The sequence below is a fragment of the Thaumasiovibrio clandestinus genome (assembly GCF_047250365.1).
GTDB lineage: Bacteria > Pseudomonadota > Gammaproteobacteria > Enterobacterales > Vibrionaceae > Thaumasiovibrio.
The window spans coordinates 21,184-33,777 of sequence record NZ_JBLBVL010000019.1; the positions used below are offsets into that span (position 1 = coordinate 21,184).

General features: G+C 43.5%; 10 protein-coding genes and 1 pseudogene. 6 read left to right on the forward strand and 5 right to left on the reverse strand.

Going from position 1 to position 12,594, the window contains the following annotated elements; genetic code table 11:
- Nucleotides 1–13 precede the first annotated feature (13 nt).
- Nucleotides 14–646, forward strand: a complete 633-nt coding sequence (locus ACKLNH_RS17800) for an SDR family NAD(P)-dependent oxidoreductase (protein WP_413113605.1) — start codon at nt 14–16, stop codon at nt 644–646.
- Between the two features lie 76 nt (nt 647–722).
- On the opposite strand, the gene ACKLNH_RS17805 is transcribed toward ACKLNH_RS17800, so the two are convergent.
- The 3 genes and pseudogenes from ACKLNH_RS17805 to ACKLNH_RS17815 all read right to left on the reverse strand — a co-directional run bounded on the left by ACKLNH_RS17805 (nt 723) and on the right by ACKLNH_RS17815 (nt 3,595).
- On the reverse strand, nt 723–971 hold the full coding sequence (locus ACKLNH_RS17805; RefSeq protein ID WP_413113606.1) for a hypothetical protein: 249 nt from the start codon (nt 969–971) through the stop codon (nt 723–725).
- Between the two features lie 570 nt (nt 972–1,541).
- Nucleotides 1,542–2,331: pseudogene (locus tag ACKLNH_RS17810) on the reverse strand (fructose PTS transporter subunit IIA); the annotation flags it as partial.
- A 469-nt stretch (nt 2,332–2,800) separates the two neighbouring features.
- Entirely contained in the window at nt 2,801–3,595 is a 795-nt protein-coding gene (locus tag ACKLNH_RS17815; protein WP_413113607.1) for a sulfite exporter TauE/SafE family protein, read from the reverse strand.
- Nucleotides 3,596–3,754: 159 nt separating this feature from the next.
- Between ACKLNH_RS17815 and ACKLNH_RS17820 the strand changes: the two genes are divergently transcribed.
- Nucleotides 3,755–4,366, forward strand: coding sequence for a Crp/Fnr family transcriptional regulator (locus ACKLNH_RS17820; protein WP_413113608.1), 612 nt, complete (start codon nt 3,755–3,757; stop codon nt 4,364–4,366).
- A gap of 533 nt (nt 4,367–4,899) precedes the next feature.
- On the opposite strand, the gene ACKLNH_RS17825 is transcribed toward ACKLNH_RS17820, so the two are convergent.
- The gene (locus ACKLNH_RS17825) at nt 4,900–5,673 is read right to left on the reverse strand and encodes an FCD domain-containing protein (protein ID WP_413113609.1); all 774 of its coding nucleotides are present in this window, start codon (nt 5,671–5,673) and stop codon (nt 4,900–4,902) included.
- Between the two features lie 303 nt (nt 5,674–5,976).
- On the opposite strand from ACKLNH_RS17825, the gene aldA reads away from it, so the two are divergent.
- The 3 genes from aldA (at nt 5,977) to ACKLNH_RS17840 (ending at nt 10,632) form a co-directional block, all read left to right on the forward strand.
- The gene (aldA, locus tag ACKLNH_RS17830; protein WP_413113610.1) at nt 5,977–7,425 is read left to right on the forward strand and encodes an aldehyde dehydrogenase; all 1,449 of its coding nucleotides are present in this window, start codon (nt 5,977–5,979) and stop codon (nt 7,423–7,425) included.
- A gap of 246 nt (nt 7,426–7,671) precedes the next feature.
- Nucleotides 7,672–9,258: an MFS transporter gene (locus tag ACKLNH_RS17835; protein ID WP_413113611.1), complete on the forward strand. Its 1,587-nt coding sequence runs from the start codon at nt 7,672–7,674 to the stop codon at nt 9,256–9,258.
- A gap of 120 nt (nt 9,259–9,378) precedes the next feature.
- A complete protein-coding gene (locus ACKLNH_RS17840; protein WP_413113612.1) occupies nt 9,379–10,632 on the forward strand; it encodes a LamG domain-containing protein in 1,254 nt (417 codons plus the stop codon).
- Between the two features lie 30 nt (nt 10,633–10,662).
- On the opposite strand, the gene ACKLNH_RS17845 is transcribed toward ACKLNH_RS17840, so the two are convergent.
- Complete coding sequence (locus ACKLNH_RS17845; protein ID WP_413113613.1) at nt 10,663–11,511, reverse strand: AraC family transcriptional regulator; 849 nt, start codon at nt 11,509–11,511, stop codon at nt 10,663–10,665.
- 170 nt (nt 11,512–11,681) lie between these two features.
- On the opposite strand from ACKLNH_RS17845, the gene ACKLNH_RS17850 reads away from it, so the two are divergent.
- The gene (locus ACKLNH_RS17850) at nt 11,682–12,587 is read left to right on the forward strand and encodes a carbohydrate kinase family protein (RefSeq protein WP_413113614.1); all 906 of its coding nucleotides are present in this window, start codon (nt 11,682–11,684) and stop codon (nt 12,585–12,587) included.
- Nucleotides 12,588–12,594 lie beyond the last annotated feature (7 nt).

Consider the following 12,594-nt stretch of genomic DNA (forward strand, 5'->3'; position numbering starts at 1 on the left):
TTGAGGAGACAAAATGAATACAATTGTCGTTTGGGGCGCGGGTAACGGACTTGGTCTTGCTATTGCTGAACATTTTAATGCGCAAGGTTTTCACGTAACAGGTATCTCACGCAATCCAGACAAATCTGCAGCAATGCAAAGTGCATGTAAACAGGTTTATCGCTGTGATGCAACCGAGCAAGATCAGGTAGAGGCTGTCGTTGAGCAACTCCCTCAGGATGCTTGGGTCATTTCTACTATGGGTAGTTACAGTGCGGAAGTGCCTGTTGATTATATTGGGCATCGTCACTTGATTAACGCCCTTCAAGCGCGTCAGATAAATCGCTTTCTCATGGTGACATCGCTCGGTTGTGGCGACTCTTGGCAATATCTGTCAGAGCGCGCTCGTCGCGGCTTTGGTGGAGCGGTAAGGGAAAAATCGCTGGCCGAGACATGGTTAACCAGCAGTGAACTTGACTATACCATCGTACGTCCTGGGGGCTTAAACCAAGGCCCTGCAACTCAACAAGGTGAGCTATCGCAAGGTGTTGAGGTGCACGGCCTAATCAACCGCGGCGAAGTGGCGCGACTCATTCACACGTTGCTTGCTGACCCTGCGAGCATTGGTCAAACTTATGCGTGCGTTGATCCAACAGCAAAGCGCTAACGACACCAAGCCAGCAACGCGTAAATTCGTTGCTGGTTGTCACTGTAAAGCACACCTTCACATCGGAACGCTTTAATTAGTGACGTGGCTTGGTGCCATAGCGAACCAGATCCTGCCCGTTTTCGAACACTTCTTCCGTGATCCAACGAGCCAATAACAATTGATTCTTTTCGTCTAGCACAGCAACAAAACGGCGGCCATCGGCGTTATTGGTTGCCATGGCAACACCCGCGACATCTTTTAACCCTAACCCGCCATTTTCAATCGCCAGTAGGAATGTCTCTAGCTCTTCAAGGCTGTCGATAATGTCTTTTTCGTTGTTCATGCTTATTACTCTTTTATATGGTCTATTTTACTCAGCATTAAATTCAGCATACTCGAGCGGCAGCTAGCTTACCAGAGCGAGTCCAATGATGGTATAGGCTTGATGCGGTTGCCTTTGCAGCGATTCAATAAGGGCAATAACGACATTCGTTTCAATCTAAAGCAACTAAAACGTTACAAGCGCTTTTTGGATGATAAATCCGATGCATTACCATTAGCTTTTCTTTTTGTGGCACCCAACATTATTACCAATTGTTGGCTATTCGCAAACAACTGGGCAGCATGCCATGCTCTGTAATCAGCAAGGTAAAATACTTATCCGCGCGGAGTAATGGCTGTGCTGCTAAGCCGCAAATAGATCACATTACACATAAAACAACACCCGCCGATAGCGGGTGTTAGTCAAAATCAGACGCCTGTCGTTATTGCACGAATTATTTCATCGCTAACACTAGCGCAACCAGCAGACCACCCGCAACCAGGAAGGGAATAAAACGAGAAGCATGCTTCTTCTGCTCGGAATTTGCGTGAGTCGAAGACCCTTGCTCTGCTGACACCTTCTGGCCAATAACAGCCTCGTAAGCTGGTGCGGTTAACGCCTCTTCAATTAACCCTTTCGCGTCTTTTATTGGTGCTTTAACACCTTTTTCAATCAGGCGTTTACCGGCAAAACGTGTCAGGTCAACTTGCTTATCACAACCAATAACAATCGCATCTGCACGTGCAATCTCTTCCGCTGTTGGGCTGTTCTCGACACCTAGTGAGCCATTGGTCTCAACCTTAATCTCGTAGCCCATCTCAGCTGCCGCTCTTTCTAGAGCTTCTGCGGCTAGGTACGTATGTGCCACACCTGCAGGGCAACCCGTCACACCAATGATGAAACCTTTATCTTTTGCTGACGTTTCAACTACCGCTTTTTCTTCTAACAGCAACTGTAAGGCATCGTGTGTGTTATCAACGGCTAAAAACTTTTCAATAAAACCATCTTCAATTAATTTCGACGACAGCTCAGCCAGTACTTCGATATGATGATTAGCGCCATTATCAGGCGAGGCAATCATGAAAAATAGTTTAGATGGTAGTCCGTCTTCCGCGCCATATTCAATACCTGAACGGCTAATACCGATAGCAACAGCCGGGGAGATAACAGCGTTACTTTTCGCATGCGGCAGTGCGACACCGTCTTCAAAGCCAGTGTTACCTAACTCTTCTCGTGCCAACACATCTTGCAAGAATAGTTCTTTATCACCAATGCGTTTCTGCGAGTATAAAATCTCGATCATTTCGTTGAACACATCGTGCTTAGTTGTCGCTTTAAGATCTAAGCATATCAGTGACTCATTAATTAAATCGGTGATCATGCCAATTCCCCTTCAGTATTTGTAATTGCAGTCGTGGTTTACGTTAGGCAATATTGTCGATATTCAACAGCCATTTCTCTAGAGCACCCAAAAGTCTTTTACTGGATTTTTGTAATACCACATTTAGAATGTGACATAGCTCTCATCTTTAAATGGATCGAAAGAAGACGGCTCGTCATAAAGCGATTAAATAACAACGACTTAAATCGCAAGTGTGAAAATAAAGAAAGTCTTATATAGATAATCTCAACCGTGTACAGATAAGAATATCTATAAAAAATCTAAAACAGCTCACATAAACGAGAGGTATATCACAAACAAAAGCAATTACCTAGCCATTATTTTACCTCGATATGCAACATGTACCTTACTACTTATCATTCTTGGCAACGACCAGCACTCGTGGAAACCGGACCCATATAACCCCAAAAGCGCCCTGTGGACGCTTTTTAGATGAAATAGATAATGTCTAACTAAACAATGTTAGACCCAAACTAACACTAATAATTGCTAAGGTTAATAAATAGACTTGGCTATCCGAAAAACGTTTTAGCAATCTAACGGCAATAGGGACACCAATGAAAGCGCCTGCTGTCATAATAATTGCAGCAATCATATCACTCTGCCCACCACGGCTATAATTCAATGCAGTTAATGACGAAAGCACCAACGCCATAACAACCGACGAGCCAACCGATTTCTTAATATCGACACCCAATAGTGAATTAAATGCTGGCAATAACATTACACCACCACCAACGCCGGTTGAACCAAGGATTGAGCCGCAAGCCATCCCGGCCCCAACAGCGGTTGAGTTTGATCGCGACACAGCATCACTCGGCTGATTGGCCTGACGATACTTTCGGTAAATCGAAACAAGTGCAAAGAGCATTACGGCTATAATGGCAGCTTCAACAGCAACACTGACCATTGGCCCCACGGTGCTATGCTCGACAAGGTAAATAATCAACGTTGTAGTAAAAAGCGTCATCGGCACCGCACCAAGTAACATCCAACGCAGCGGACGCCAAGCAACGTTACCAGCTCGAATATGAGCAAACCCCGCATTCACTTTGACAAGAGTCGAGATAATGCTCGCCGTACCAACGGCCATAATCGTTTGCATCCCAAAAAACACGGTCAGAATAGGAATAATGAGTACGCCACCGCCAACGCCAGTTAATCCAAGGCACATACCAATTAGCGCGCCAAATCCTAGCTTTAATAACGCATCAAAAGAAAAAAGAAGAGAAAAATAATCCATAGCACACCTCAAAAATCAGACATACTAAGGATAAATCAGAAAGCAACCATGCTATTATGTCGCGTGACATAAATATAATTTTTTAGTTTATGTCCTATGACATAAACTAAAGCGATGCTTTTAATTAGATTTTCACATATACGAACAACAGAGAGGAAAATGTTTCCAGCTACTTTTCACTGCCATGAGCTGACGATAAAAAGAAAGCAGGTTATTTATCGAGCAAATCAACTTGCCAATGGCTTCTACTATCTTGAAGAGGGGCTAGTCGGTTTGTATCGTATCACGGAAACAGGTAAAGAAAATCTACTACGAGTCTATGGCAGGGGCGATTACTTTGGTTATCGAAGCCTTTTCAGCCATCAACGTTATCATCTAACGACCCGCAGCTTGCTGCCAACAAAGCTTCAACACATTCAGTTGCGGAGCTTAGACCAGCTACAACAACATGCGCCAGAGCTACTAAAACACCTCATGAAAGAGGTATGCCAAGAGCTTGGCGATGCTGAGAATCGACTGTCAGATATTGCGGCTCACAGTGCTGCGGTAAGAATCATCGATGCAATACTCCATCTTTTCCAGCACTTTGACTACTACCCTTGGACTAGTCGTGAAATTGCAGAATACAGCGGTACCGAAACTCAAACCGTTATCCGTTTGTGTCGACAGCTAAAACAAAAAGAATTATTAGACCCAACCAGTAGGAAAATATCACCTGTCGATTTTCATCGATTGAAAAGTTATCGCGCGGTATTGGCAGGGGATAAATAAAAAAACAGTGCACTTTTCCGTCGAACATCTATCGACATACCAATCTAGAATACGCCTAAGTTAAAAAATACCTGTGTCCGAACTCTATTTTATTGTCAATATTCTAACTAGAAGTAAGAACAGTTATAAACTAGACGATAAACCGCTAATGATAAGTTATTAATGGTTTCGCAATTGTCCATACGCTTAGCACAATTGCGAGACAGTAAAAAGGGCGCCCGCTTTATTCATTTTCTTCACGGCATCATACCTAAACTGTCTCGCACGAACAAAGTGCAAGCTTTTCTTAGTCTATCGATGTCTCTATGTGCGCGTGCTAGTTACTTGTCTAACTCTTGAGTCTGTTAATTTCTCTCCCAAAGCATACTATCACTGCACACACATCCTGAACAAAAAACAACCTAAACAAGAGACCACTTGCATAAGTAAGACTAACTATCCAGTTCGCTCTAAACAACTTAAGTTATAGAAATTGTCTAGTAGGATAGACTTTTCCATCTAGTTAAATGATGTTTGTAATTTCGGTAGAATGACTACATATCTTCTATCTGAAGGTCCAATGCGAAGAAAAAATCATCGAGTTCAGCATCCATACCTTCAGAGCTAGCGATTTTCATCAGTTCTAATTTACTATTCTCAATGTGTTGCCAAACAGCTTGCTTAGCCTCTTCTGCCGACCGTTTTTGCAGTGCCATAAGAATTCGTTTATGGTCGATTATCCACTGATTCTGCAAACGTTCTTCATGAAGATACTTATGGTTTAACTCACGCCAAAGCGGATTTTTAATTCGAACAGTATTCCACATTTCCGCAGCCTGACGAATAAGCACTCGGTTTTGCGTCGATTCTGCAATTAGATGGTGAAATCGCTCGTCTAGCTGTTCAAATTTTTCGCTATCTCCGCATTTTTGACTTTCTTGTTGGTTGAGAACTTTCTTCAACTCTCTCAGTTCATTAAACTTAATCTGTGTCGCGGCAAAGCCAGCAATATTACTTTCTATAATCTGTCGCGCTTGCAATAATTCAAAAGGGCCAATATCACTTTTGGGTATAAATGCGCTACTCGAAGCTTTATCAGGTGAATCAATAAAATAGATTCCAGCCCCCTGCCTAACAATAACGAGCCCTTTCAGTTCCAACATGATAATCGCTTCGCGAATCGTTGCTCGACTGGTTTCAAATCGCTCGCTCAGCTCGCGCTCCGACGGTAATCGCTCACCGGCTTTGAATACACCCGAATGCAGTAGCTCTTCGATTTGTAGGCCGATATCATAATATCTTCTTTTTGTGTTTTTTTCTTCAGTCATATTTCATCCGGGGTTATCAAGTTTATTCATCAACCTATTATCCGCTAATACGACCAATTCTATCACTACTTGTGCCAGTTTCAAAAATGCACATGTCACGGATATTGAAAAATTGGGTATAATTACTGAACAGTTCACGTTCGTAGGCGTCCACCGGTGGCATCTGAAGCAGAAAAAGCGAAGACCAACACTGCTCATGCTGACTATAATCACACATTAATCCACCAATGCTGTTTTTGGTTTACCAATTGCACGGAGTGCGTTATATTCTCGTCATTAAATCAGCATTGATGAAGGATAGATATGTCTATTTTATACAGCAAACTTTACATTGATGGCCAATGGTCCGACGCTTCTTCTAATGAAACGATAACCATACTTAACCCAAGTAATGAAGAAATCGTAGGCTACGCGCCCAGCGCAACACGCCAAGACGCTCAAAAAGCGCTTCAGTCTTCAGAGCGTGCAGCAAAGGCATGGGCTAACTTACCTGCGCAAACCAGAGCAGGTTATGTTGCTAAACTCGCAGACAAGCTAGAACAAAACGCTGCTTGGTATGCCCACTTGCTAACAAATGAACAAGGGAAAACACTCACTGATGCTTATGGCGAGGTATCTGGATCTGTCGGCTTTCTTCGTTATGCAGTCGAATCGGCTCGACGCATAGAAGGGGAAATTTTCACTAGTGAAAACCAAGACGAACAAATATGGATTCAACGTGTGCCCTATGGAGTAACCGTTGGTTTGCTTGCCTGGAACTATCCTTTAGCCTTGGCCGCTCGTAAGCTAGGTAATGCGCTTGTAACAGGTAACACTATGGTAGTTATGCCACCGGCAGACACACCCTTAGCTGTGCTTGAATTCGCTAAACTTATCGCAGAGTGTGATTTCCCCAAAGGTGTAGTCAACATCATTTCTGGTGAAGGCGCTGTGGTTGGCGATGAACTAGTGAAAAATCCTATTACTAAACTCGTTACCTTAACTGGTAGTTCAGAAGTTGGTTCCATTCTTTATCGTTCTGCTTCAGACAACATAACGGCACTTAACTTAGAGCTTGGCGGTAAAGCTCCATTCATTGTATTGGATGATGTCGATGTAGATAGCGTCGTCGAAATGGCTGTCAACTCTGGCTTCGCTAACTGCGGTCAAATCTGCACTTCAAATGAGCGCATGTACATACATAAAGCGATCTATGATGAGTTCATGGCAAAATTCATTGAAAAAGTCGGAAAACTAAAAGTCGGAAACCCTTTAGACAGCGATACTGATGTTGGACCAAAGGTAAACGCTCGAGAAATTGAAAACCTGACACGCATGGTAGAGAGGGCTCGTGAACAAGGCGCAACTATCGAGATTGGCGGCGGTAGACCAGAAGGTGCTCAATTTGAAAAAGGCTATTGGTTTGCTCCAACGGTAATCACTAACGTAACCAACGACATGGACATAATGAAAGAAGAAACATTTGGGCCAATCGTTGCAGCAATGCCAGTAAACAGCTTTGAGCAAGCTCTCGAGTATGCGAATGATATCGATTTGGGTCTATCTGGATATGTATATACTAATGATATGCGTAAAATTATGCAGGCAGTCAACGAACTAGAAGTAGGTGAAATCTATATTAACCGCCCAAATGGTGAGCTATTAAACGGTTATCATACAGGGTTTAAACGTTCGGGCATTGGTGGTGAAGATGGGAAATACGGTCTAGAAGGTTATCTACAAAAGAAGACCGTTTACATAAATTACCAATAAAAATTTTCAGCAATACAATATACTGCTGAACAAATATCTCTTGGCTGAAAGTCCGAGCTCATATCAAGCTCGGATTTTTTATTTCTGAAAAAGACAACTCCAATAGCAGGTTACCCTTACCATGACACTGGTTAACAATCGACTAATTAAAGACTGAATTGATCTACCAGTTGTGATCAACAATGCATTTAGTTTCGACCCATTCGTGTAGCATAGGTTCACCAATATAGAGAATAGGATAATCAAATGGACCTACATACCCGAAATGCAACCAAATATGCATTAATAGTAGCTTTTGGAGGCTTTGTTTTCGGCCTTGATGCAGCAATCATTTCAGGCACAATCCGCTACATCGGCATCGAATTTGGCTTAAGTAACCTACAGATCGGCACTGTCGTCAGCGCTCCAAGCTTGGGCGCGATAGTTGCCCTTTTCTTCGCAGGAAAAATAGCTGATGCATGGGGACGAAAAAAAACGCTCATTTTAATCGCTGTGTTATACGTTTTTTCTGCCCTATGTTCAGCGCTCGCCCCTAATTATGAATTTCTTGTAGCAGCCCGATTTGTTGGAGGGTTAGCTTTTAGCTCACTATCACTTGCATCTATGTACATAGGAGAGGTCGCTCCCTCACGCCTTAGAGGCAAACTAGTCTCTTGTAATCAGTTTAATATAGTCATCGGGTTATCTGCAGCATACTTTATAAACTATTACTTAGTCGTCAGTGCAACGGAAAGCAACTTTCTCTTGTCACATGCCGGCATCTGGCGAACCATGCTAGCTTCAGAACTTATACCAGCATTTCTATGGCTTGGATTGTTATTGAAAGTACCAGAATCACCTCGCTGGCTAATTATTAAAGGACGCCAAAGCCAAGCTAAACAAGTCCTCAGCAACCTTTATTCTCATGAAGAAGTTATTAATACAATGAATAACTTCAATATGACAACGAAACAGGATAACCAACACACTTTTACCATTCAGTTGAAACAACTACTGAGTTCTAAGTATCGAACAGCCTTAGTTATTGGCGTAACTATTGCTGTTGTTCAAGGTATCACCGGCATGAATGCCATCTTATTTTATGCACCGACAGTCTTCGAGCAAATTGGGTTTGGTGGAAATGCCGCCTTTCAGCAAGCAATCTATATCGGATTAACTAGCATCATATTTACTATCATTGCTATTTTGTTTATTGATAAGTTAGGCCGCAGACCACTACTGTTAATTGGATTACTCTGTGCTGTTTTGAGTCACCTAACCTGCTCTTATGGTTTCAATAGCGCACAATATCAAATCAATGAAGCCACTATCGCTGAGCTTAGCCAAAGCATTAATGTTGAACCCTTGAGAGAAATCAAAGACCAAAATTTTGAAAGTGATCTCGCTTTCAAAGATGCTTTATCGGTTATTTATAGCGATGATGAAGTTCGTCAATATCAAAGCATTCTTATTGAAAAAGCAATTCATGTTAACCCATACCTTGTGTTATTTGGGATTCTTGGCTTCATTGCGGCATTCCACATTTCTATTGGTCCTATCATGTGGGTGCTCTTTTCAGAGATTTTTCCAAACGCTATCCGCAGTGCCGCCATACCTGTTTCAGCTATAGTAACTAGTATTGCCAGTTATCTAATCCAACAGTTCTTCCCTTGGCAACTTGCTCAGTTCGGTGCAGCAAGTACGTTCATGATGTATGCCATATTCAGTGGGATCGGATTAGCCCTCATGGCCAAACTACTACCTGAAACAAAAGATAAATCAATCGAAGAGATTGAGTTCATTCTAAAATCATCCAAAGAAAAACAAACGAGCTTAGTATCTGACCAATCTTAGGTGTTGTTTAGCAGGGGCTGAAAATGCCCCTCTTGCTTTACGTTAAAGCCCTTAAAAGAAAACATCATTAATAATAACTCACACAATAGACAACATAAAATTTCAAAGGAAATATTGTAAATGAAACGGATATTTTTACTCTCATCAATTTTGCTCTCACTGACAGGGTGTGGAGGTGAGTCAAATAGTAACCCATCAGCTCCTGATGACAGATTCGGTGTTGTGCCCCTTCACTCAGGACCTAATAGTAGTACAATACTTACTGATATATCTCGATCTGGTTATACCTCTGTTTCGGAAGTTCCTGCTGATGTTCATAACCTTAGTGTTCCAGCTCATGCTGGCCCAAATAAAACCTGGCAAGAACAAACTGCACTCTCCGATGATTTCCAGTACACGTTCAACCCTACGGCACATCAAACAGATTTTGGTGAGGGGCGGTGGTATAACTTTTATCACTCAGATTGGGATGGCCCAGGTTCAACATATTGGCAACACGATCACGTAGCTGTCAAAGATGGCTATTTGCAATTCTCCGTCTCTCGCAGCGATCGCGATGATAAGCAGGGTAAACCAGGTGTCAATGCCGGGTGTATTTCTTCTAATAATCAGGTCGTCTTCCCTGTGTTTGTCGAAGCTAGCGTTAGTATGTCTGACATTTCACTTGCCGCCGCTGTATGGCTTCTAAGCCCCGATGACACGCAAGAAATTGATATTCTGGAAGCGTACGCTGGAGGCGGCAATGGCAATAATTACTTTTCAAAATTCATTCATTTAAGCCATCACTCATTTATTCGAAACCCATTCACGGATTATCAACCCAAAGATGTCAACAGCTGGTGGCGAGGCTCAACCGATGCTCATCACCTTGGAGGACATGAAAGCTGGGGGGCCCATTCGTGGAATAATGGCGACCGTCAGTTTGTGCAAATAGGCGTAAACTGGGTCAACGAGTATCACTTTGAATACTACATAAACGGTGAGTTGGTACGAGTTCTCTACAACAATGCATTTGCGACAAAAATGTACGATGGAACAGGCTGGACATGGACTTATAGTTATCCCAAGCTCGATTCACACAACGAGCTTCTCATGGAAAATGGGTATCAAGCCGTGCATATCTACAAACAAAACCGACAGGATTTTAACTTTTCAGACTTAGAAGCGGCGAGTAATTTATCACCAGCTTCTGTTATTGATCCTTATGGTTATCAAGGTGGCAAAGGATTCTACAAACCAATGGATATCATTGTTAACAACGAACTACAGAGTTGGTGGACATTCGATCCAACGGATGACGATCTTGCTGATACATCCGGAAAGAGCACTATGCTAGTCGATTGGATTCGTGTCTTTAAGCCAACACAAGAATAAACCACTAATCATGCCTGCAAGTTAGCTGGACTATGCTTGCAGGTATGACACACGAAAAGCCATAGGGGTAACACCATTGTTAACCGCCTTAAACTGACGATGGAAGAAAGACATATTGTTATAGCCACATTGAAAAGCAATTTGTTCAACTGACTGTTCAGTGGAAATCAACAAGCTACACGCTTGGCTGATACGATACTCATTTAGAAACTGAGTGAATGACTTTTCAAACGTTCGCGAAAAATACTTACTGAATGACACCGGTGTCATATTCGTTAGTTCTGCCATCTGCTGCGCCGTTATTGTGTTGACATAATTCCTATTTACATAATCCAATATGGCAACAATGCGCTTGTCGACCTCTATAGAAGGAGCATGCAAAACCCCTTGTCCCAAGGAAGTAACCTCTGTTTGCAAACTTAAATCATGCAATAAATCAATAAAACCTAACGTTCTTTTGAATGGACTCTTTAGCTGCAACGCTATCAGTCTCTCACCAAACGCACTAGCGCTATCAAAGGACAGCCCAGCACTACAGTTATCAAACATTGACTTGATGCTTGAAAACTCAGGTTTATCAAGCCAGTTCTCACCGAGAATGTTGTTATCCCACTGAACAAAAATCGATTTCACACCACGTTTGGTTCCCGTATTGCTTTTCCAACAATGGGGAACATTAGGTGCTATTAAGGCAAGCTCCTGAGGCACAAAGTGACGTATGGTGTTACCAGTGTACGCAGAACCTGCCCCCTCAACGATAAAAGTCAGTTCCCACTGAGGATGATAATGCCAAGGAAACGTAAAACTGGTTTTTTCATAGCGGTTGAAAAACAGCGACTGCTGCTCGGTATTGGGCACATGCTCCAAAATGGGTTTCATTTGACGGCTCCAAAGCTTGTTCTAGTTCTAATTTTCCACCCAAACCCAAAGATACACAACTGAAAGGGGAAAAATAGTACACACATAGTCTAATAGAGTATTTAATCAGGAACCACTAATCCTCTTATGCTGTGCTTATCAAATCACAAATATGTATAAGGAGAGACAGCATGGCATTTGATGTTTTGGTGTCCGGTCTTAATGTTGTCGACCTCTTGGTGACTTTGCCTGAGCAATATACCCTCGGCAGAAAGCAGGAAGTCGACAATATTGTTATTCAAGGTGGTGCACCAGCCGGCAATGGCGCCTGCGGTATGGCCGCTCTTGGCCTCAACACGGGTTTTCTCGGCTTCTTAGGTGATAACGCGCAGAGCGAGATCGCCCGCTCCGAATTTCAACGCTGTGGCGTCGATACCAGCCTGATGCTCAAAGACCCAAGCGCTTTACCAGCTACCGCTCTGGTCGAAGTGGACGCAAAATCTGGCGAGCGCACCGTTTTTTATACCACCCACGGCTATCGCGCCCTGGCTCCGATGGACATCGATCCTCAATGGCTCGACAACACCCGTCTGATGTACGTCGATGGCTACGACATTGAAGGTAACACCGCCTTGCTTGAGCTCGCCAAGGAGCGAGGCATCCTGTCGGTTGTCGATATGGAAGCGGGTGACCGCCAACAGCTACTCAAGATGCTCAAACTGGGCGGCCACGTGATCCTGCCGCTTGAAGCAGCACAGTTCATCAGTGAGAAGGAGCAGGCCGAAGAGTGTCTGCACAGCCTGGCACAACTCACCGACGCGCAACTGGTGATCACCGACGGTGCCAACGGCAGCTGGGCGCTTGGCAGTGATGGCATTGTCCACCAGCCATGCTTCCGCGTTGCAGTAGTGGATACCACCGGCTGCGGTGATGCCTACCATGCCGCTTACGCCTACGCGCTGCTTCAGGATTACAACCTCGCGGCCCGGATGGAGTTTGCCTCTGCATTCGCCGCCATCGTCGCCACCTACTTCGGCGGAAGAACCTACTTCCCGTCACCAAGCGAAGTTGAGTCTTTCATCAAAGATTACGAATAACAGGAAA